Genomic DNA, 21,977 nt, shown 5'->3' with positions numbered 1-21,977 from the left:
ATGCCGACGCCTTAGCCTATTTTTCTCACGTTTTCAGTCACTTCTCTGCTTAAAATTACGAAAGCACTGAACTTATTTCTCTTTCCTTACAAAACTGGTTTAAAAAACACACAAAAAAACCTTGCGCTTTAGAATTACAAGTGTAATCTAAATATATCGACTACAACTGTAATCAGTAAAATAGAATTCGTCACTATGAGCAAAATGTCAGATAAGCCCGAAATTTCGAACGCCGAATTTGAGGTACTAGACGTACTGTGGGACGACCACCCCGCTACATCAAGTGAAGTGGTTTCACGGTTAAATGATAAGAAAGACTGGCACGAAAAAACCGTAAAAACCCTATTGGGTCGCTTGGTAAAAAAGGAAGTATTAGGCTTTGAAAAACAGCAGCGCCAGTACCTTTATTACCCGCTTATTGCTCGCGAAGATTATACAAAGAAAGAGACGACAAGTTTTGTAAGTCGATTATTTAAAGGAAAAATCGCGCCTATGGTTGCTGGGTTTGCGAATCAAAACTCGCTGTCTAAACAAGATGTGAACGAGCTTAAAGCGCTTATAAAAGAGTGGGAAGAAAATAATGATTGATTGGATTATCGCTCAACAAGGCATTTTGTCGCTCGGTATCATTTTACTCATTGTTTCTGAGCACTTTTTCACATCTAAATTAGGTGCCTCATTAATGTATAAGCTATGGGCGTTGATACCAGGCAGCCTGATAGTTAATAACCTTCCGCTGTCGATGGTTAGTATCCCGTCAAATAACTTTGCTCGCTATGTAGTGGGTGTTAAACCTACAGTGAATACCGTAGCGTTCGAAACTTGGTTTACTCTTTGGGCCATAGGCGCAAGCATTATCACTGCCTATGTTTTAGTACATCATATTACAACATGGACATCGATAGGAAAGCGACGCGCAATCCACACCAATGCCTACTATTCCAGTAAAGCAGCCACTCCTATGCTGTTTGGATTCATCGCGCCCAAAGTGCTTATTCCCTTTTCATTTAAAAGCACGTTTTCAAAGCAGCAACAAGCGCTGGTATTGGAACATGAAAACGTTCATCGCAAACATTATGACCACCTGTGGAATACGCTAGCACTTACTATTGCCATTCTATTTTGGTTTAACCCACTAGTTTGGCTTGCGCTTAAATCTTTCAGAATAAGCCAAGAGCTGGCTTGTGATCATGCTGTACTAAAAAACAAGACAGAGAAGGAAAAACTCACCTATGCAAAAGCACTTGTGCAGTGTGCCGAGCATTGTTCACGCACTATAACTTTGTACCCAACCTTTGGAGAAAAGACGACTATGATCAAACGTCTAAATGCTATAAAACAACCTATGCACAGCAATAAAGCACTGGCAGCGAGCGTACTTTCTGTTGCAGCTTTACTGACTATTAATACCGCATTGGCTAATGTGCCCCCACCACCGCCAAAAGCTGAAGCCAACATGGATAAATCAAAAGTTAATGAAGCATCACCAGTTAAACGCGTTCCTCCAATCTACCCAGAAAAAGCAGAACAAAATGAACTTGAAGGTTTTGTCGTGCTATCTTTCGATATCACTGAAACAGGCGCAACAGATAATGTAAAAGTGATTAAATCTCAACCGGCAGGCGTGTTTGATAAAAGTGCTAAAGTGGCATTAAAACAGTGGGAATATAAGCCACGTATTCAAGGTGGCAAAGGCGTCAGACAAGTTGGGCTTCTCGTCCAATTAGACTATCAACTGGGCTCGCAACTCAATACCACGAATGCTGGAAAGAACGCTTCTCCAGATGTAGAGCGTATAATCATTCCGCCAGAAACGAAGTAAGCAAGGCCAACAATCAGTCAGAATATTAAAAGGAGCACACCGCTCCTTTTAGTGTTTTGTTTTACGCTAAATTTTTCAATCCGTCGTTATAAAAATCTATACTTATTATTAGTTTAATACTGTTAGCCAAATTAGTATTATTTTGACACCGCAATATAATGAAGAGTATGGAAACTCTTAATGAAAACCTCTAGAGCTACAGTTTATTTATTCACTGGCCTAAGTCTTACCCCTCTAGCAATTTTTAGTTTATTTGGCTTTTATTTAGACAGTGACATTTATTTTCAGATCGATACTCTGGCCCTCTGTTGCTTTGTATTTTGTCTCTTAGTACTTTTTAATTATTGTAAGAGGTTTGTATTTACGGCTTTTGTAATCTGCGCACTTACAAGCTTAACGATCTTTGCTTCGGCATCCAGAGAGTATCTTGATTTTTACGGACTCTACATCAGTTACGAATCGCTTAAGCTTTATCGAGAGCTTTTTTTAGCGATCAAAAATTTCAACAGCACACCTGCTTTAATCTTCATACTGTTTATCAGTGCTATCAGCATAATCCTTCATAAAACACTATTTAAAAAGTTACATCGCTTTTCGTGGCAGAAGGGAATCTTATTCTTTTTGATACCTTTTATGACTGGGTTATTTTTAATCAGCATTCACACAACACGAAACGATACTAATGAACTACTTAACTTGACGAATGACGATAGAAAAAACGTTGAGCTTGAAAACCCACTAATGTACTTTTTTAGAAGTACACCCATAGCGCTATGGTTAATACCAGAGTCAAAGGAAAGTGCCGAAGAAAACAAAGCGAAGGTAATTGCAAAAGCACTTAGAAAAAACACGCTTGTTGCACTTCCAGAAGAGTATAGTTCGCAAAAATTTGATCAACTTATATTAAATTATCCTGGGCTCGAGCATAAAAACAGTAATGTAAATCCCTTAGCGTTCTATCCATCAACTTCATTGACGCTAAATTTACCTAACAAGAAGAATGTAATACTTGTTGTATTAGAGAGCTCTCGATTTAAAGAGTTGTCGAAAGAAATAACACCCAATCTACTTGAGATTGCGAACGAGTCTTTTTGGTTCACGAACAACTATGCCACCTCTAGAGCGACGATTAAGTCTGAACAAGCAATTTTATGTAGTTCTATAGATGGAAACCTTCTTACACCTTTTGCACGCTCCGAAGGTGTTTATCGCGGAAAGTGTTTACCTAACATATTGAAAAAGCATGGTTACACGACATCTTGGTTTCATGGCAACACAAAAGAATTTTACAATAGAGAAATTTTTCATCCGTCTCTAGGCTTCGACAACATTTACTCAAAAGAGTCATTTGAACATGATGGTTATAGCGACACGCAAGATATTGGATGGGGTGTTCCTGATCCTATTCTTTATGATACTGCCCTAAATTATTTCGATCAGCAATCAAGTCCTTTTTTCGCTGAGATATTAACCCTTTCGAACCATCAACCATTCAATTGGGATTACAAAGAGTTTAAATTCCCAACTCATCTAAAAGAGTTGGACGACGATATCTACAGTGATTATCAACGTTCCCTTTATTACGCAGATGTTGCTCTTGGAGAGTTTTGGCGCAAACTCAAACAAAAAGCATATTACCACCAATCGGTCATCGTAATAACAGGTGACCACGGGGTACCTTTTTACCCCAAAGATACCGTTTCACCTGTAGACAAATTCGAAGTTTTATTTAAAGTCCCTATGCTAATTCATGTCCCTAACTCATCGCCGCGCCAAATCGACACAACGAGAAGCCATTTAGATATCGCGCCAACTTTGCTTTCCCTTTTAAATATTAATGAGGAAAACTCTTTTCTTGGGCGCCCCCTAATAGGAAGCAAATCTAACGATGAAAAACGACCAATATTTCTGATGAACATGGATAGCTATGGTTTTATTTACGGAGGTACAAAATGCTTTCCAAAAGCAGATATGTGCTCTAAGGGCGCGAACTGTCTTAATGAAAAACGCTTTTCATGTGCAATTGATTCTTCAGAGGATGTTAAAGCGATAGAGCAATCTGCACACCTCATGAAGTATTTGAAACTAAAAACTCTAGCCGCTTTCATCGAGTAAAAGAATAACCAAAGCCTTATGTAGCTAAAATTAATCTGCCTTAATAAATTGATAGATTCATTTATGCGAACTGGTAAATGCTCTTTACACTTTCTCTACAGTAATTGAAGCTTCGTTAGGATAGAATGTTAGTATTTACCAACTAACCCATGCTCGTTTTACAAAGTTTAATTGGCAATATGTATATTACATAGACAATTTATCTTAGCGTTAAGGGAGCTAACAACAAGGAAACTTACTATGAACCGTTTCGCTTTAGCACCTGCTGTGCTTGCTCTTACCGTCTTTACAACAAACGCAAACGCCAATATCGACCAGCTTAAAGGCCTTTTAGGCGATAAGAAAGCTGACTCGACTGTTACTACTAGTAGCCTAACTGAAATGGCAACAAGTGCTGCGTCTGGTATCGACCTATCTAGCTTGATAGGTACAGTTTCTGACAATCTTAATGTATCTGAAACGCAGTCAGAGGGCGGTGTTGCCTCTATTATGAACTATGTTCAAGGTAACCTTTCTAGCGGTGACTACGCGCAGCTGGCAAACAACATTCCTGGCATAGATGGCCTACTTGAAAATGTGCCGTCACTTAGCAGTGATACAGCTGCAAGTTCTAGCTCGTCACTAACAGGCTTGCTTAATAAAGCCTCTGAATATAGCTCTACACTTAAATCTGTAAATGACTTGAAACAACAGTTTGAGGCGCTAGGCTTATCAACCGATATGATTGCCAGCTTTGCCACGCAAATCAGCTCATACCTAAATGTAAATGCCGATGAAGAAACACAAGCACTCTTTAAATCTGGCCTAGATAATTTACTAGCAGCTCTGTAATCTATCGAAAGCGTATTGAGATATGCTGCTTAGCAAAAACTAATACGCTTTAAACCTTTTTTGCAAGGTTGTATTTTTTAATAGCAACCTTGCTCATCTTTTCATACTCAATTACGCAGCCTAATCGCCTATGCAAAATGCAACATCTTGGTTTTCAGCGAAACCAAAGTGGTTTCGGGTTTCTACTTACCTTGTCCTTTTCTATCTTATTTATGCCCTTCTTTTAGGCGTAGTAACTCCTGCGGTACTAGAGGCAAAATTACCTAACCTAGTAAAAGAAAATACAGGCCGAAATGCCACGGTAAAAGATATTGCAATAAACCCTTTTCTATTGAAGGTAGGCATTACTGATTTTTTCATCTATCCAGAATCTAAGCCATCAACCACCAGTGATAGTGACGAGCTGAGTAAAAGTAGCAGTGAAAGCGATATCAACAATGAATTGTCACGCGACCGTTTTTTCAGTGTCGGTAATTTTTCTTTAGACATTGGCTTTTGGCAAACGTTGCTTACTCTCACTCCTGCAATTGAGTCGTTAACTATCGATTCGCCATATGCAAAAGTGGCACGGTTAAATACCGATAGCGACACACTAACATTTAACTTTTCCGACATTCTTTCCCACATTGAGAAGCGCAGTACAAATGAGAAAGATGAAGAGAAAGAGGTATCTGACGGGCAGATCCCTAGAATAACATTAGGTCAATTTAAACTAAGTAACGGCCATATTGTTTTAGAAGACGAAATTACCGATACCTTGCTTGATTACCCTGAATTGGACGTTGCACTTCAAGATCTAGATACGCATGCTGTAATTAGTGTTAATGACAATAGCCAAGCCGCGTTTAATCAATACCAGTTTGATTTGCTTACCGCCGAAAAAGGCAAAATTTCGATTAAAGGTGAGTTCCAACTGTCTCCCTTTAAAGTTGCTACAGACGTTGCGATAAGTGACGTTGCTTTAGCACCGCTTTGGTCGCTATCGAAAGATTTGGTAGAAGCGAAATTAGTAGACGGCACGGTTAACTTAAGCCTTCGGGCGCAGGCTTTTGAAGAGGAAGATGCGTTTCAGTTTTTACTGGAAGACGGTGAATTTGCCGTCAACAACTTGGTGTTTAATTCCGCTGCACCATCACCCACATCAGCAGCCGCGTCATCAAGCTCGCCAGATAGTGTCAGTACCTCGAAAGAGATCCTCGCCATCCCTTCATTTGCCGTTCACGACATAAACGTAAACGGTGCAAAGCAGCAGGTAAATATTGCTAAAGTTGCGCTAGATGATGTCAGAGTGTCTGGCTTGTTTGACGAGACAGGGCTCGATTTACAACGCCTGTTTACACCTAAAAGTCTGACCGCTTCTACTACTCAAGCAAGCGCCAAAGCGAACACAAATTTGCCTTCTGAGTCTGGAATTAAGGACAAGAGCCTTCAGCTTAAAGAACAAATAACACCTGAAACTGACAGCAGCGTTGATGCAGAGACCGTTTCGCCAGAATCAACAGGCGAAGAGATGCAAACAGCAGCCCAAACTAAAAATGGCTCACCGGAACTAGAGCAAGAGACGACATGGAAAGTAGCGCTACAAAAGTTTGCATTCAATAACGGCACCGTTGATATGCTAGAGCGCAGCATAAGTAATGGCACCTACTATAGAATTAGTCGATTGCATATTGAAAGCGGTGAAATCACCACTGATTTCTCTAAACCCATTTCTTACACCACAAGCCTACAAGTCTCTGCCGATACCCAAGCCTTTAGCAATACATCAAAAGGTACCCTGACAAGTAGCGGAAGCCTAGTTATTGCAGAACAAGAGGTGCAAGGCAAAGCAGCCATTGAGCAACTAGCACTTAATCAGTTTCAGCAATATGTTTCACCCTATGCCAACGTCACCCTTGAAAAAGGCCTTTTCAATCTAAATGTGGAATTTGACGCTGCAATGGGTGATGAAGGTACAGAGACACTAAACGTTAAGGCAAATACGAAGGTGTCTGACTTAAGTGTTCTGGATGACGCCAAAGAGCCGTTGTTGCAATGGCAATCTTTAATAGTGGACGATATTGATTTTAACCATGCCTTAAACCAGCTCAGCGTAGACAATATTCAGTTACAATCTCCCTTCGCTCGACTCATTATTGACGAAGCCAAGCAAACCAATGTGAGCAAGCTAGTTGTTTCCTCAAAAGAAAACAACAATGAAGAGCAGCCCGCTAAGAGTGATATCGCTGGCGAACCTGGCAGCATGAGCTCAACAAATTCGATAACATCTGAAACTCGTGAAAAGACGTCTTCAAACGCTGAAGAGCTTGCTATTGTTGTGAATGCCATATCAATTGAGAACGGTAAAGCCTACTTTGCTGATCACTCATTAACACCGAAGTTCGCGTCGGCCATAGAAAGCCTAAATGGCAAAGTAACAGGCATAGACTCGCGTTCAGATACGCCGGCCAATGTGGATATCACTGGAAAAATAGATAACTATGCACCGGTAAAACTAGCGGGCACCATTCACCCTTTAAAAAGTGACCTAGACCTAGATTTAAATTTCTCTGTAAAAGGCGCTGAACTGACTTCAGTTAACCCCTACTCTGGCACCTACATGGGCTATTACATTGACAAAGGCTTGTTGTCATTAGCCGTGCAATACAAGCTAAACGGGAAAGTGCTGGAAGGTAAGAATCACGTGGTTATCGACCAGCTTACGTTAGGCAAAAAATCTAATTCTGACCAAGCGCTAAGTTTGCCGCTTGGGCTCGCTATCGCGCTGCTAGAAGATAGCAACGGCGTTATTGATTTAGGTTTAGATGTATCTGGAGACGTAGACAGCCCAGATTTCAGCTTTGGCTCCATAATCCTTAATGCTATTGGCAATATCGTTATCAAGGCTGTGACCGCGCCGTTTTCGCTACTAGCAAATCTGGTTGGCAGCGATGACGAGCTAGACAGCGTTGAGTTTGAATTTGGAGAACATTCACTCGGCGCGGATGCACAGGAACAGCTGAATACCCTAGCAGAGGCGTTAAAAAAACGCCCAGGGCTAAGAGTGAACATTGAAGGTACGGTAAATGCGGTATCAGATGCAAGTATGCTGGCACAACGCCAGTTAAACACCACGCTGTTTGCAAAAAGTGGGCTTGTTGAACCATCTAGAATTTCAGGCAATGAGAGTGCGAACGAGAGTACTTCTGCCGATAGTGAGGTTGAAAATCCCAGCAACAGTGGTAGCACGCAAGATGAGCTATTAACCGGCAGCCGTATACCATTGGAAGGTCCACTAGCCGACGCCCTTTTGTCACATTATGTAGAGATGTTTACGCCAGACCTTGATCAAGAATATAAGAAAATGGTGGCTCAGCTATACCCTGAGTTAGCAAGTGAAGGTGAAAGTCAAAACAGTAATGATGACTTTATTGATACGGTTAACGAAGAAGACGTGCAAAAAGCACTGACGATTGCCCGTTACAACAAGCTTCGCAATAGTATCGACATTCCAGAAAGCGCGTTAATTGAACTTGCCGACTTGCGCAGTAAAGCGGTAAAAAGCTATTTAGCCAACGAAGGGGAAATTGAAGCAAACCGTTTATTTTTGCTTAATACTCAGCACGACTTGCATACTGAAGTTAGCGGCGTTGAATTAACCTTGGAAGCGAACTAAAAAACAAAAAGGGTAGCCGGTTTAACTAAGCTACCCTTTTCCAATGTCACCTTTTTTAAAATTTCTGGCTAGCTAAACGCTGCGAGCAACACGCAAGAGCCCTCAAAATCTCTAAGCTACTTTTTCAAATGCGGCGCACAAGTTTCAGCAACTTTTGATGCATCAAAAATCTCAATCCAATAGCCGTCTGGGTCTTTGATAAATGCGATCCCTTTCATAGAACCATCATTAAGCCCTTTCTGAAAAGGAACGTCTAGTGATGCAAATCTAGCGCAGGCTGCTTCTGCATCGGGTACATGAAAACCAATGTGGCCAAAGCCCTTAGGCTCGGCATTACCGTTGTGATAGCTAACGGTTTCTGGCGTATCGCCCCAGTTATGTGTTAATTCAAGCATTGCTGGGCGACCGAAAGTCTGCTGGGTACGTTCATTTTCATCATCGGCAATATCAGAGAAATCATCACCTGCCGCCAAAAAATAAAGGCTGAACTTCATTTCTTCAAAGTCTAGACGTTTAATGAGCGTCATCCCCATCACTCGCGTGTAAAAGTCTAGCGATCGCTTAGGGTCCGCAATGCGCAGCATAGTTTGGTTGAACACAAAGCCTTGTGTGGCGGCATCTTTTTCTTCATACAGGCCTTCGGCCTTATCAAAATGTCTGCTCATAATTTTTCCCTTTTACTCTATTGAAATAAATTTAGTTATTTTCCTTTTTAACTTCTCTTACAAAGTTAACTATTTTCGAGACAAATTCGTCGGTATCAAATACCGGATCGCCATGGCGCTTACCTTTAGCAAGGAACAACTCATTTGGCACGCCAAACTGGTCTAGGCGGCGACTTAATAATTCGCTTTGCGTAGCGGGTACTACACCATCATCAAGTCCATGGAAAATAATAAAAGGCGGCGTTTCGTTATCTATATAAGTGGTCGGCGAGGCTTCTCGCGCTAGAGCTTCGTTGGCCAGCGGAGATTCACCCAAAAATTGAGCTTCTGCGGCATCAGGCGCGTCGTGATCCACTTTGCCGCTGTTACCCCGCAAGGCCATAAGATCAGAAGGCCCAAAAAAGTCGACCATACCAATAACGCGGTAGCGCGGCTTTGCATCAAGAAATGGAGCGTCGTCGTTGTTTGATGTGGTCAAAAGCGAGGCCAGATGCCCTCCCGCTGAGCGCCCCATCATTATTACATGATCAGCGCTTAGTTTAAGATCATCGCTATTATCAACTAAGAAATTAATCGCATCGTTTATGTCATTGGGTGCTGCAGGATAAATAGCCTCACCGCTAAGTCGATAATTTACTGCGGCAACCGCCACACCTTCATTGAGTAAAGAAGCGACTAAATTACCATTTTTGGACAGGGTCTCGTTTTTACTCCCCCTCATCCAAGCACCACCATGAACCCATACGGCGAGTGTAGGGGCAGTTTCAGAGGAAGTTGGCATGTATAGGTCCAATGCTAAACGTTTACCATTAACTGTCTTGTAAACTATATACTGGGGGCTAATGTTGTCTACATTTAAAGATGGCGTTTCGGCCTTGTAGCTCTTTGTTTCGCTCTTATCGCTTTTAGTCGTACCGCACCCTACTAGCATGATTGCTATACCTAGAAGCGTAGCAAGCCCAAAAGTAAACCGCATAAATGAAAACTCCATCCTATGTTGATTGAAGTCAGTAAGCCTAACAAGCTCTCAAGCACTGGCAAATGGAAGTCATCTAGCGGTGAACTTTATTCACCGCTTTTTAGCAGGTAGCTCGCCCCACACAGATGCATCATGTTGCTTTTTGGCCTTTTGCATTTCATTGTTAGCACTGTGGCTAACTGAGCGCTTAGCCTTTTTAGTTACCGACGATGTAACTCCTGGCTTGTTAGTATGAGGATTATTCTCGTTCGGTTTACCTTTAACGCGTTTACTATCGTTTGGCCGATTCTCGTCTAACACTTTAGCGGCTGGCTTTTGAAGACCTGTTTGCGCACTGCGGCCGGTACCTGATGAATCAGGTCGATACTTTTTCACCATACCTTGCAATAAATTACGGACCACTTGATCACCCGCTGGTTTGTAATTGCGATGGTCTGGCTTTCTAAACAATGCAGAAAGTTCACTTTTGCTAATTCTAAAGCCAGCCAGTTGAAGTACTTCAATCATATCTTCATCTTTGTAACTCATTGCTATACGAATTTTGCGAAGTACTTCGTTGTTACTTAATCGCTCTTTTGGCCCAAGCTCTTTGGGTGCTTGCCCTTCTTGTCGGCCTCGGTTCTTTATAATCAATCCATCAAGAAACAGCGCAATAATCTTATCACGACACGGCAAATAGCCAGCTTCGTCTTCTCGCTTCATTACGGCATGTAAATAGTCAATCTCCATATCGTAGTTAACTAATTTAAAAATACTTATTGCGGCGGTGTCGTTTATAGCTAATGCATAACGAAGGCGACGTAGAACATCGTTGTGGATCATGTAAGTAGGCCTGAAAGGTGGAGTAGCCAATAAGCGGCATAGATTAAAGGTGTAGAGCGATCCGCTCTTTTTTATATTTTACACCACTTAAGCATTTGCATCTATCACGGGCTAAAAGCAAGCGTCACCAGTTGGCTCATGGTGAAACCAAATTAACTTTGATGGCGTAACCATATTGTAAATCTCGTCACGCTCATTTCACTGGAGTACCGAAATTGAGCTCATTGGTAAAAGGAACCTTCCATGGCAACGTTAAATCTCAATGGGAAAGACGTCAGTCTTCCTGATGACCCGCGAACTACACTGTTAGATTTTCTTCATCAACATTTATCACTGTTTGGCACTAAAAAAGGCTGCGACCACGGTCAGTGCGGTGCGTGTACTGTAATCGCCGACGGCGAGCGCATCAACGCGTGCTTAGTGTTTGCATTTCAGCTAGAAGGCGCTGAAGTCACAACTATTGAAGGTATAAGCAACGGTGCAGGCGAAGGTGAATCACTCCATCCCTTGCAACAAGCCTTTATCGAGCGTGACGCGTTTCAATGTGGCTACTGCACATCCGGTCAGATATGTTCAGGGGTATCCTTGCTTCGCGAACTAAGTAATAAAGAACCTAGCGCTGTTACTTACAGCCGTTCTCGTAATAGTACAGCATCTCTTAAGGAAGACATCAGCGAACGCATGAGCGGTAACCTTTGTCGATGTGGCGCTTATCCAAATATAGTGGACGCAATCACAGATGTGATTGCTTTGGAGAAACAATAATGCAGCCATTTAATCTCCATCACTACGACGGCGAAACCCCGTTAGATAATGCCCCGATAGATAATGTCCCGCTAGACAATACATCACGTTTTTTGGCCGGCGGTACCAACCTAATAGACCTAATGAAATTGCAGGTAGAAACACCTAAAACATTGGTGAGTCTTGCGAAATGGGAAAAAGCTAACGCTATCACCGAAGACGACTATCACTATTATATTGGCGCCATGGTGACTAATTCTGACTTAGCGAAGTTTGCTCACACGCAGCCCGCACTTTCTTTACTTGCACAAGCTTTATTAAGCGGCGCAACGGTTCAACTTAGAAACCGTGCGACAACGGCCGGCAACTTATTACAGCGTACCCGTTGTTACTACTTCTACGATACAACGAAAGCCTGCAATAAAAGAGAGCCTGGCACAGGCTGTAGCGCTATTAATAGCATGAATAGAATTCACGCTATTTTTGGCACCAGTGAACATTGTATTGCTACCCATCCTTCCGACATGGCCGTGGCCATGATGGCCCTAAATGCACAAGTGCATACCCAGCAACCTAATGGCAACACTCGACAAATTTCGCTAAGGGATTTTTATCGTGAACCAGGCGATACACCACACATAGAAAATCAGTTAGGTGAAGATGAACTTATCACGCATGTCAGCATAGAGAAGAAATCTAACGGCACGCAGTACTACCACAAAGTACGAGATCGTTCTTCGTATGCATTTGCCCTTGTGTCTGTTGCTGCTGGCTTAAAAATTGACCATGGACGAGTTGAATACCTTACGCTCGCCTTTGGCGGTGTAGGCACCAAGCCTTGGTACCCACAAAAGGCTATTCGTGTTCTTGAAGGCGCTGAGATAACACCTGAAGTTATATCGCAGGCGGCTGAGTCTGAATTATCTAGCGCGAGAACCTACGGCAGTAACGACTTCAAACCAGAACTATTGCGCAGGACGTTAGAAAAAGTGCTTTTAGAGATAGCAGAACATCAGGAAAAGCACCCCGAGCATGAAGGAGCTTTATATGACAACGCATAACGCTAAAACGGTAGGAACGTCAGTTAGCCGGGTTGATGGAGCTGCAAAAGTGACAGGGCAAGCAAGGTATGCTGCAGAGCATATGAGCGAACGCACTCCTTTGATAGGCTGGGTTGTATCAAGTGACACTGCCGTCGGTGAAATCACATCCCTTAATACAGAGCAAGCAGAACAGGCCGATGGCGTACACGCGGTGATCACACATATTAATGCAGGGCCCCTTAAGCCATTTAGTAAGCCTGCAAATGAAAGCAGGTTTACCCAAAGTCGCGCTGTACTTAACGAACCTCACATTCGTCATTTTGGTGCACCCGTAGCATTAGTTATTGCAGACACTTTGGAGCAAGCACGCTATGCTGCAAGTCTAGTCAGCTATACCATTAATGGTAAAACACCAGACTTACTCACAGAGTTTGATGATGCTACGCAAAAGCCAGAGTCGTTAGATGGTGGATTTGAGGCAGACGCATCTAGCGGAAATAAACCACAGCAAGGCGATATTCGCGCAAGCGTCCAGACAACCTATACCACGCCAAGCCAAATATCGGCCGCTATGGAGCCTCACGCTACTGTTGCCGATTTTCAATATGGAAAACTTGAGGTCTATTGTAGCGTGCAAATTATTGCGACGGCTGTAGAAGCGCTCGCTATCACCCTTGAAATGGATCCAGAAGACATTGTCGTGCAGAGCCCCTTCGTAGGTGGTGGCTTTGGCTCTAAATTAGGTCTTCACTACGATGCAACGCTCGCTTGTATAGGGGCTAGGCATTTAGAGCGCGCAGTAAAGGTGGTGTTAAGTAGACGACAAGTCTTTTATAACACTCCTCACCGCGGGCACAGTACACAACAGATAAACCTTGCGTCTGGTGATGACCATGCACTGCTAAGCGTACAGCACAAAAGCGCTATGCCAAAAGCTAAAGGCTATGAATTTGCCGAAGCAACGGGGGCTGGCGCACGGGTTACCTATAAATCACAGTTTATCGAGAGCACGCATAGGGTTAAAGACGTAGACCTTCCGCTTATCGACTCTACCCGCTCTCCCGGAGATGCCATTGGATCTCTTGCGTTTGAGTCGGCTATTGATGAACTTGCTCACGAAGCAGGTATCGACCCTCTTACGTTTCGCATAAAAAACCTGCCTGTCGTACACCCTATGAAAGGCACACGGTTTACCACCCACAACTTAGGTGAGTGCCTTCGCCAAGGCGCGCAAAACTTCAAGTGGCAGCATAAAGCGCAGCCCACACCGGGTAAACAAATCGGTCATGGGGTAGCGAGTGCTATGCGCATGAATGTACTGGTGGAAAGTTCAGCTGAAGTGGAGTTAAGTGCTACCGGTGAGGTAACGGTTCGTACTGATATGACAGATATTGGTACAGGCACCTACACTATTCTCACCCAAATTGCCGCCGATACTTTAAATACGTCGGTAGATAATGTCACAGTAAAACTGGGTGATAGCCGGTACCCCGCCTCATGCGGTTCAGGTGGTTCATTCGGAGCCGCTAGCTCTGGCTCGGCAGTTAAAAAGGCGTGTGAAGCGCTTATTGCGAATATTAAAAGCTCACTTCCCTCTGCCCTTAGCCAAGCCGAAGTGCACATTTCAGATGGTCAGATAAAGTTGCAGCCTAGCGCACAAGGTAACATTGATGCTACGACTGACAAGCACTTGCTAAACGACTTTATCTCTCGCAGCGACTTCCCGTTATCAGCAAGTGGCAAAGTATCCGAAGACGACACCAGCGACGATGAGCAGTACTCCTGCGGCGCGCATTTCGCGGAAGTTGAGGTAGATGAATACACAGGTGAAGTTAGGCTTCTTCGACAGTACGGCATGTTCAGTGCGGGGCAAATTTTAAATATGAAAACGGCGTCGTCTCAAATAAAAGGTGGAATGGTATGGGGCGCAGGCTACGCGCTCACCGAAGGGATCCACCACCATACAGACACGGGAAGCTTCGTAAACCCAGACTTCGGTGAGTATCACGTTGCCGTAAATAGAGATATTAGCGAGGTAAGTTTAGATTTCTTACAAGAGCCTGATTATGCCGCATCGCCGGTAGGCGCAAAAGGCATTGGTGAGCTAGGCATTACTGGTGCTGGCGCCGCTATCGCAAACGCGATTTTTGATGCATGCAAAGTGCGAGTAAGAGACTTTCCCATTACTATGGATAAAATAATCGCTGGTAAAAACTGAGCATCAAAAGCGGCCCAACGAGGCCGCTTCACATCCACCAAGACGCGGCGACTTGAAGCGGAGAAGGGTCGTTAGCATAGGATACCCAAATAACTAGGGCGCGTTTTGTGGTTTCTACATGCGTATTGCTAGGCAAAGATAAGCTTGTCTCATATTGAAATGCGCGAGCATCGTCAGTTTCGCTATTTAACACCGCTTTTTCATAATCTAACACTACAAAATCATGAGTTAGCTTACGCCCTGCGTTCTCACCTCGCTTTACCGATGTTTCTATGCCAAAACCAAGTAATGCCGCGTGAACCGTTAGCGAAGGATTATCCTTGCTGGCGTTTATTTTATTGAACGTCACGTCTATGTTGCCGTTTTCTACCGAAGCGTGAAGTACGCCAGACAAAGGGGCGGTGTTGTTCGGTAACGGCTGCCCGCGAAACCAACCGTTCCAAGCTCGGCCATTTAGAGCAAAACCGGGCGTGGCGATAGTGTTGGCTTTGCCTACACGCTTGTAATCTCGCTGCCTTTCACTAAAAGCGCTATCAGCAAACGGATCTTTCCAACCAAGGTAGTCCCAGTAGTCCACGTGAAAGTTAATAGGAACAAGTTCTGTCCATAATTTTTCGCTATCTACAAAGCCTGAAATCCATTTTTCTGCCGGCGGGCAGCTACTGCAACCTTGAGATGTGTAAAGTTCCAATACGGTTGTTTGGTTGGGCGTGCTGGTAAGTATAAAGGGCGCGTCTGTTGATTCGTTGGATGATGAGTTTGTTGTTAGCAACGGTGCTAATTCAGACGCTGGAGCATGTGCTAAACCTGCAGTTTTACTCTCATTAGAATGCAGAGTAAGGGCAGCTTTAACTATGGGGTTCTTTGCTGCTTGGCTCGAAGCATTATCTACGTCTCTATTTATAGATGTTGAAACCTTCGATTGTTCCGGCTGTACATTAATAAGCCAGTCGTAATCAATAAAACGAAGCTTGTAGTTCGAAGGTATGGGTTGCTCAATATATTTGTTGATATATTGAGGTAAGTCTCGGGCTTTGCCCGACGCAACAAAGTCTTCTGTATAGAAATCTAATATTTCTGACACATACGCTCGCTTGCGTTTATCGTCCAAATAGAAGTGCTTTTTCTTGTTGAAAAATTCATAGGTAAGCTGTTCTAGCGTTTCATTTAATGACTCAGGGTAAAATGGCGTTTTAGGGAGTCGTGGACAATCTTTCACCATACAGTTAAGTGCGAAGTGTGCCCTTGGTTCGTTTAGCGGCCTTATCACGTCATTTTCATAGTCGTATAAATTAGTGACTTTCCCGCCAATCACCACATCACGAAACTTAAAAAACGCGGCGCGAGAAAAAAAGCTGGTAAAGCCATCTGGAATACCTTTTTCAATCACGCCAAACATTGCCAATGCGTTGTAACTATTGATGTGATAGCTCATTACTTCTTCTGGCGAAGTGAATAATTCAGGCGTTGCGGTTGGGCTAGCAAAGCCAATAAAGGTCACAACATTTTCGAGCGGCGCAATATCCTCAGACAAGCCTTTAAAATTAGTTCGCCCTTCTTCATCAACATAATTTGCTAATACATACTCCCAGTCTTGAGTCGCTTGTTTGTAAGCTTGCTTCAGCATAAAAAGCGCTTGGGTTTCAGCGTTAGCAGTCATTGAACTTACTTTATTTGGCTTTTCGCTTGCACTTACACTTTGTACGAAAAACAACAAGAAAAGCGCTAAAACCCATGAAACAAACACCCGCAAAGCGTCACCGAAAGCGCTGTTAAACTTGAGCGAATTAGAATACTGCATGGCTTCTTCCTTATCCTATTTCTGAAGTTTGTTGATTTGAGGGAACGCTACTTGGTCTAGCGCCAAGATCGTTATTTACCCCGTGCGCTGACTTCTGAGTTAGCTCTTGCTTTAGATCGCTAATTGGCTCACTGATTGATTCATTTAAGGCCCCAATGATGGGTTCGTGAACAGGCTCATCATCTGCAAGCAGTCGAATAGGGATCACGTTATCTTCTCGATAGCGATCTCCCAATGGTTGATATTGCTTAACCTGCCCGCGATGGTTGGTGTAAGAAAGTGGTTTTAATATATGCTCGTCGCGCTCGGCGTTGTGTTTACGCATGGATACAGGGCCGTCTGCTGTCATTACCATAAATGAACACGCATCAATTCTGTCTTGCTGCAGCGCACTGGCATCCATAAAGTTTTGAACAAAAAACGACAGTTTATGCACACGCCCGCGACTTTTAACTAAACTACTGCGCATTTCTAACAGCTTTGCCGATGATGCCTTTGCTAACCGCCAAATCCAGTGAGGGCGCAACAGTAAAGCTTGAATGTAATCTCTTACTATTTTTGCCTTACCATGCTGGCGGGTAGTTTGTATATGCTTGAAATTTTCAATGAACTCGGCGAATAGTTCGCTATCGTCAACTACCGAATAGACTTGATTATCGGCAACTAAAGTGGGCATGTAGCTATGGCAATCACTATGGCCCATGCGTACCTTTTCCCACGGCAAAGCTTTAGAAATTGTTTTCTCGATTGCAGCTTTTACGGTAAGCGGGTCGACCACATCAGTTCGCGCGCCCCACTCGCCTCGGCCGGTTTCAGCTTGTAGCTGAAGCGAAGCAAAACTTACCGCATCTGCATGCTGTACAAAAAAATCCACCAGCATGGGCAGTTCTTTGAAGTTATCGGTGTGTACCGTGGTGTTAAAGATAACCATAAGGCCCAGTCCTTTGGCTCGCTCTATGTACTCTTCACGAATAGCATTTAGCGAATACTCATCATCAAAGCCTTTGCGCTCTTGTGTAGTGTCAACATGAAACGCCACATCGTTAAGCCCAGCTTCGGCAAGCTCAGTAAGCAGGTCTCTGGTAGCAGCAATTCCATTTGTAAATAGCGCCGTATGTAAGCCAAGTTGATTTGCATAAGCAACAATATCGATAAGCTCGCTGCGTTTTCTTAACGTGGGGTCGCCCCCAGTAATTTGCACGCTAGTTCCAGGCCCATAGTGTTTAAGCACGTTGTCTAATCGCTTGAACACTTCTTGAATGGGAATATCACGAACTGCTTGCGAATGCTCTGACAAATAGCATAAGGTGCAATCAAGATTACATTTTTGCGTGATTTCGACAGCAACACAGCCAATGGTATGCGTTCGCCCCAAAAGTTGATTGGGAGTAAAATGTTCGCCCATTCGCTTTCGTGTAGAGGCAAGTTGTTGATTTCTTGTGGTGCCAGGGGAACACGCCATGTCCATGTACCTTTTTCAAACTACTCAGTATCAACAAAGACCTTTTACACTTAAAAATACTTTCAAGGCATGCCGTTTTTTTGTACTAATTACATTGTTTTATTGTGTCACAAGTCATGCAGAGACTAGTGAAACCCAGTTCGATTTAGCTACGCCATTGAGTGCGTTCGAGGAAGTGAAAAGCCTAGTCTTTTCTGACCCTTACTCAAGCCTTCCGCAATATAAAGTGTCGCGCAAACACTTTGATGTTAACGGCGAAAACATACTGCTAAAACACGCTCAAAGAACCCTTTCATCTGATGCAAATTTTATCGAACTAGACACCAAACATAAGCTACTTCAAGCCAACGGAATTTGCTTTGGCGGTACTTGGAAGATGAATCAAAACAGCCCTTACTCAGGCCTTTTTCAAGCGGGTACAGGGGTACCTATTATTGTTAGGGCTTCAGTCAGTTTAAGCGGAACAAAGCAGCGGGATAAACGTGCATTTGGGATAGCGATTAAGCTTTTTCCTTATGCTCCTAGTGCACTTACTGAGAACATATTTCTTATGCACTCTCTTGGCGGTACAAAAACAAAGCATGTTGCAAACTTGCCTATGACTAACGAACCAGCGCTTGGTGAGCTGCCGCCCTTTAGCCAGTTGCTTACCGCCTACCGATTGGAAAGCGACCTTGAGAAAGCCGATAAAGCCTTTAGCGGTAAAAAAGCCAATGCGCGGTTTAGACCCGTTTCTCATTTAGCCGCGGTAAAGGTTGGTGATGCAAACTCCAGAATGGCGGGGCATACAGAAGAAAGTTCGTCAGAACTGAGCATTTCAGCACCAATAACTTCGAAAGAAACCAAGATAAAGCGAGAGCTTGAAGTAAAAACCGAAAAACAAGGCCCTCACTGGCTGAGAGCCGCATTAAGCCCAGATACACCGCTGGTAGACGAAGATGATTTCAGAGATGAGCTGTCGTTACAGCATTACCCCAATAAGACACTGACTTGGGCTATTTCTGCCGCCGAGTTTAATGATGCAGGAATAGACAAAGCGCATTGGCAAGAAATTGGCGAAATTATATTAACCGAGTCGGTTGTTTCACTTACCTGCGATACAAAGCTTCACTTTAATCACCCCGCAACCAAATGACGTTGGATAATTCCGTTTAAACAGATAAACCTCGCGCTAGACGGTTTTTACTGCCTATCGAGATTACCGTATAGTATGCGGTGTATTTAACGTTTTGTTTTAAGTGTTGTTTCATGTCCGCTTCCTTTCGCAAAAACAGTCGCAAGTATAGTCGCAGTATTCACTTGTGGCTGTCGCTGGTTATTTTTATCCCTGTGATCATTGTTATCGCTAGCGGCTTGTTATTGCAGGTTAAAAAAGAATTCGACTGGATCCAACCGCCTACGCAAAAAGTGCAAAAAGGCCAAAACAGCGCGCCGACGCTGCCCTTTGAGGAAGTGCTTGATGCTGTAAAACAGGTGCCTCAGGTTAACTTAAATACGTGGGACGATATCGACCGTTTAGATGTTCGCCCCGGAAAAGGCGTCATAAAAGTTCGCGGCAAGAACCATTGGGAAGTGCAGCTTGATGCCCAAAGTGGCGATGTGCTTCAGGTTGCCTACCGACGCACAGACACTATCGAAGCCATTCATGACGGCAGCTGGTTCTTTGAAGGTGCCAAGCTATGGCTGTTTCTACCCGCCGCCCTTTTACTTTTTGTGCTGTGGGTAACCGGCCTTGTTATGCTATACACCACCCTGAAAAGCAAATATCGAAAAAAGAAATACCGCCAGCCATTTAATAACTCATAGTTGGTAAGTGATGGCTAGCTGTACACTTTCCCCTTGAGCAAACGCGGCTTTGTCATCAGCGCTGGTGTAATAGTGTTGGTTAGTGAGGTTACTCCAGCTTGCTTGAAGTTGCATATCCTCACCTAACTGCCAGTTCGCGCCAATATCCAGGGTAAAAACGTCGCTAAGGGCTCGTTCGCCGTCTGCAATGTCTGACTTACTAGCCCGATAGCTTAGTACCGTAAAAAAGCGCGTGGCTTGCCAATTAACACCTACATCTAGACGCTGATAGTTTGCCGGTATATCTGCAATGGTGTTGCCCAAGTTATCTTCACCGCTAATCCACATGCCACTAAGACGAGCATCTACGATGCTGTCTTGTGATTGCCAGCTAACCTGATAGCTGGCGCCTTCTATAGTTGCACTATCTAAATTAGCATATTGAAGTACATCTTCAGCAACTGTAATACGTTCAATATAGTTATCAATTTGCTGATGAAACACTTCAATCGAGCCCTGAATGTGTCTTGCGCTATAGGCCAGGGTTAGCTGTTTATTAAGGGCTTGTTCGGTTTCAAGCTGAGTACTACCCAGCACCGTACCTCGAGGCGTTTCCCCAGCAAAAAAGCGCTCAGTTAAAGATGGGTTTCTAAATGCACTAGAAACATACATGCTAGCTGACCAATGGGGAGAAATCTGATAATTTGCGCCCAGATAGCCACTAAAATTCGTGGTTGATTGCGACCTACTAGGCTGGACATCATTAGGCTGAGCTGTGCTAGCACCTGAACCATCAGACTGTCGCTGCCAATCAATCCTTGCCCCCATGGCAACGGACCAGCGTTGCCATTGATGTGAAGCATCAACAACCGCTGCAGTATTAATCTCGCTAGCGTCGAGAGTACGCACTTCATAGGCAAGTTCAGATTCAAATGCGTTTGTTATCAAACTGGGCGATGTAGAGTTAGGCGATGCGCTTTCGACTGGGGTTAAAGTGAATTCTCTCTCATCTGCCACCACACCTTCACGACCGGATAACTGAAACTGCCAGTTTAAGTCCCAGCCTTTTAACTGCGTATCTGTATTGATATTGAAACCATAATCAAACGCCTCGTTTTCGCTGTCATTTATCCTGCTTTCTGGTCGCAACACCGAGGTATCTAAGCTTGATTTATGCCACCAAATATTCCCAGCAAATAGTTTATCTTCAAACGCTATTTTGCCAAGCCAATGGGTATTATTTGGGTAGGTTGTTATTCTGCTTTCAGGATAATCACTGCTGGATTTACCAATGTCGTTGTTGTTTGAATATAGTGTCCATGCTTCTTTTATCATGCTATTTTCAGGTCTGTGCCTAAGAAACAACCCTGTTTGTTCAAATTGATCAAACAGGGTATTTCCGTTCGCATCCTCACCGTTATTCGCGCTTCTGTATGAAATATTCCAATCTGTAATGCCTGAATTGTCTGTGCCGTTTGCGCCATTTTTGCTGCTATCGGCAGCACTGGTTCCGGCATAACTCACGGCCTTCATCTGCTGATTACTACTGTAACCTACTCTCAAATAGGACTCTTTGAGTGATTCAAACTGTAAGTTCACCGCGCCGCCGATAGCGCCCGAGCCTAGATAAGTGGAAGCTGCGCCCGGTAATACGGTGGCTGATGAAATAAAATCAGGCGGAATAAAGCCTACACTTGAGCCTGCGCGCCTATCGCTGATGATAGGTATGCCATCCAGCAAGGTTTGAATTCGCCACCGCGAATACCCTCGCACATTAATACTTTGTATCTGTCCTCCCTGCCCATTTAACGATACTGACGGTGATTGAAGCAGCACATCATTGGTGTGCAAAGGCGAAACAAGACTACTTTTATCAAAATCATATTGTGGAAATATGCGTGAGAGCGCTTCGTCATAATAGGGGCGCGTAGCCGTTACCGTATAGCGTTCAACGCTATTGGATGGTTCGCTTTGAGCAAAGCTCGGTGTCGATAAAAGTGATAGCAAAAACACTGCAAAAGCCCTTGTCGAAGAT

At 43.7% G+C, this 21,977-nt stretch carries 16 protein-coding genes; 10 read left to right on the top strand and 6 right to left on the bottom strand.

Annotated features, from left to right (window positions below):
- Positions 1-195 precede the first annotated feature (195 nt).
- The 5 genes from ACXAGK_RS07150 (at position 196) to ACXAGK_RS07130 (ending at position 8,423) form a co-directional block, all read left to right on the top strand.
- On the top strand, positions 196-588 hold the full coding sequence (locus ACXAGK_RS07150) for a BlaI/MecI/CopY family transcriptional regulator (RefSeq protein ID WP_474855215.1): 393 nt from the start codon (positions 196-198) through the stop codon (positions 586-588).
- Positions 581-1,822, top strand: coding sequence for a M56 family metallopeptidase (locus ACXAGK_RS07145; protein WP_474855213.1), 1,242 nt, complete (start codon positions 581-583; stop codon positions 1,820-1,822). Before ACXAGK_RS07150 ends, ACXAGK_RS07145 begins: the two co-directional genes overlap by 8 nt.
- A gap of 180 nt (positions 1,823-2,002) precedes the next feature.
- Positions 2,003-3,937 carry an LTA synthase family protein gene (locus ACXAGK_RS07140; RefSeq protein ID WP_474855211.1) on the top strand — a complete coding sequence of 645 codons (1,935 nt, stop codon included), beginning with the start codon at positions 2,003-2,005 and terminating at the stop codon, positions 3,935-3,937.
- A 240-nt stretch (positions 3,938-4,177) separates the two neighbouring features.
- On the top strand, positions 4,178-4,768 hold the full coding sequence (locus ACXAGK_RS07135) for a DUF2780 domain-containing protein (protein WP_474855209.1): 591 nt from the start codon (positions 4,178-4,180) through the stop codon (positions 4,766-4,768).
- A 130-nt stretch (positions 4,769-4,898) separates the two neighbouring features.
- Positions 4,899-8,423 carry a DUF748 domain-containing protein gene (locus ACXAGK_RS07130; RefSeq protein WP_474855207.1) on the top strand — a complete coding sequence of 1,175 codons (3,525 nt, stop codon included), beginning with the start codon at positions 4,899-4,901 and terminating at the stop codon, positions 8,421-8,423.
- A gap of 116 nt (positions 8,424-8,539) precedes the next feature.
- Here the strand turns inward: ACXAGK_RS07130 and gloA are convergent, their stop codons facing one another.
- From gloA to ACXAGK_RS07115, 3 genes are all read right to left on the bottom strand, one after another.
- Positions 8,540-9,088, bottom strand: a complete 549-nt coding sequence (gene gloA, locus ACXAGK_RS07125) for a lactoylglutathione lyase (protein WP_474855205.1) — start codon at positions 9,086-9,088, stop codon at positions 8,540-8,542.
- 31 nt (positions 9,089-9,119) lie between these two features.
- The gene (locus ACXAGK_RS07120; protein WP_474855203.1) at positions 9,120-10,064 is read right to left on the bottom strand and encodes an alpha/beta hydrolase fold domain-containing protein; all 945 of its coding nucleotides are present in this window, start codon (positions 10,062-10,064) and stop codon (positions 9,120-9,122) included.
- 93 nt (positions 10,065-10,157) lie between these two features.
- Positions 10,158-10,889, bottom strand: a complete 732-nt coding sequence (locus tag ACXAGK_RS07115; RefSeq protein ID WP_474855201.1) for a YehS family protein — start codon at positions 10,887-10,889, stop codon at positions 10,158-10,160.
- 243 nt (positions 10,890-11,132) lie between these two features.
- On the opposite strand from ACXAGK_RS07115, the gene ACXAGK_RS07110 reads away from it, so the two are divergent.
- Genes ACXAGK_RS07110 through ACXAGK_RS07100 form a run of 3 tightly spaced genes read left to right on the top strand, consistent with a single transcriptional unit; the run spans position 11,133 to position 14,894 of the window.
- Complete coding sequence (locus ACXAGK_RS07110; protein WP_474855199.1) at positions 11,133-11,654, top strand: (2Fe-2S)-binding protein; 522 nt, start codon at positions 11,133-11,135, stop codon at positions 11,652-11,654.
- Positions 11,654-12,694 carry an FAD binding domain-containing protein gene (locus tag ACXAGK_RS07105; protein ID WP_474855197.1) on the top strand — a complete coding sequence of 347 codons (1,041 nt, stop codon included), beginning with the start codon at positions 11,654-11,656 and terminating at the stop codon, positions 12,692-12,694. The genes ACXAGK_RS07110 and ACXAGK_RS07105 overlap by 1 nt, the downstream gene beginning before the upstream one ends.
- Positions 12,681-14,894, top strand: a complete 2,214-nt coding sequence (locus ACXAGK_RS07100; RefSeq protein ID WP_474855195.1) for a xanthine dehydrogenase family protein molybdopterin-binding subunit — start codon at positions 12,681-12,683, stop codon at positions 14,892-14,894. The genes ACXAGK_RS07105 and ACXAGK_RS07100 overlap by 14 nt, the downstream gene beginning before the upstream one ends.
- 28 nt (positions 14,895-14,922) lie before the next feature.
- On the opposite strand, the gene ACXAGK_RS07095 is transcribed toward ACXAGK_RS07100, so the two are convergent.
- Entirely contained in the window at positions 14,923-16,695 is a 1,773-nt protein-coding gene (locus tag ACXAGK_RS07095) for a DUF1223 domain-containing protein (protein WP_474855193.1), read from the bottom strand.
- Positions 16,696-16,705: 10 nt separating this feature from the next.
- Positions 16,706-18,157: a radical SAM protein gene (locus ACXAGK_RS07090; protein WP_474855192.1), complete on the bottom strand. Its 1,452-nt coding sequence runs from the start codon at positions 18,155-18,157 to the stop codon at positions 16,706-16,708.
- On the opposite strand from ACXAGK_RS07090, the gene ACXAGK_RS07085 reads away from it, so the two are divergent.
- A complete protein-coding gene (locus ACXAGK_RS07085) occupies positions 18,156-19,292 on the top strand; it encodes a hypothetical protein (RefSeq protein WP_474855190.1) in 1,137 nt (378 codons plus the stop codon). The two genes, ACXAGK_RS07090 and ACXAGK_RS07085, sit on opposite strands and share 2 nt — an antisense overlap.
- Positions 19,293-19,405: 113 nt before the next feature.
- A complete protein-coding gene (locus tag ACXAGK_RS07080) occupies positions 19,406-19,963 on the top strand; it encodes a PepSY domain-containing protein (RefSeq protein ID WP_474855188.1) in 558 nt (185 codons plus the stop codon).
- On the opposite strand, the gene ACXAGK_RS07075 is transcribed toward ACXAGK_RS07080, so the two are convergent.
- Positions 19,958-21,955 (bottom strand): TonB-dependent receptor, encoded by a 1,998-nt coding sequence (locus ACXAGK_RS07075; protein WP_474855186.1) that lies wholly within the window; start codon positions 21,953-21,955, stop codon positions 19,958-19,960. The two genes, ACXAGK_RS07080 and ACXAGK_RS07075, sit on opposite strands and share 6 nt — an antisense overlap.
- Positions 21,956-21,977: the final 22 nt, after the last annotated feature.

It is taken from the genome of Alteromonas sp. ABM1_013 (genome assembly GCF_056160505.1).
This window is presented reverse-complemented; position numbering and strand designations above follow the sequence as displayed.

Coding starts and splice junctions, on each gene's coding strand:
- ACXAGK_RS07150 (WP_474855215.1), top strand. CDS start 196: ATGAGCAAAATGTCAGATAAGCCCGAAATTTCGAACGCCGAATTTGAG.
- ACXAGK_RS07145 (WP_474855213.1), top strand. CDS start 581: ATGATTGATTGGATTATCGCTCAACAAGGCATTTTGTCGCTCGGTATC.
- ACXAGK_RS07140 (WP_474855211.1), top strand. CDS start 2,003: ATGAAAACCTCTAGAGCTACAGTTTATTTATTCACTGGCCTAAGTCTT.
- ACXAGK_RS07135 (WP_474855209.1), top strand. CDS start 4,178: ATGAACCGTTTCGCTTTAGCACCTGCTGTGCTTGCTCTTACCGTCTTT.
- ACXAGK_RS07130 (WP_474855207.1), top strand. CDS start 4,899: ATGCAAAATGCAACATCTTGGTTTTCAGCGAAACCAAAGTGGTTTCGG.
- gloA (WP_474855205.1), bottom strand. CDS start 9,088: ATGAGCAGACATTTTGATAAGGCCGAAGGCCTGTATGAAGAAAAAGAT.
- ACXAGK_RS07120 (WP_474855203.1), bottom strand. CDS start 10,064: ATGCGGTTTACTTTTGGGCTTGCTACGCTTCTAGGTATAGCAATCATG.
- ACXAGK_RS07115 (WP_474855201.1), bottom strand. CDS start 10,889: ATGATCCACAACGATGTTCTACGTCGCCTTCGTTATGCATTAGCTATA.
- ACXAGK_RS07110 (WP_474855199.1), top strand. CDS start 11,133: ATGGCAACGTTAAATCTCAATGGGAAAGACGTCAGTCTTCCTGATGAC.
- ACXAGK_RS07105 (WP_474855197.1), top strand. CDS start 11,654: ATGCAGCCATTTAATCTCCATCACTACGACGGCGAAACCCCGTTAGAT.
- ACXAGK_RS07100 (WP_474855195.1), top strand. CDS start 12,681: ATGACAACGCATAACGCTAAAACGGTAGGAACGTCAGTTAGCCGGGTT.
- ACXAGK_RS07095 (WP_474855193.1), bottom strand. CDS start 16,695: ATGCAGTATTCTAATTCGCTCAAGTTTAACAGCGCTTTCGGTGACGCT.
- ACXAGK_RS07085 (WP_474855190.1), top strand. CDS start 18,156: ATGTCCATGTACCTTTTTCAAACTACTCAGTATCAACAAAGACCTTTT.
- ACXAGK_RS07090 (WP_474855192.1), bottom strand. CDS start 18,157: ATGGCGTGTTCCCCTGGCACCACAAGAAATCAACAACTTGCCTCTACA.
- ACXAGK_RS07080 (WP_474855188.1), top strand. CDS start 19,406: ATGTCCGCTTCCTTTCGCAAAAACAGTCGCAAGTATAGTCGCAGTATT.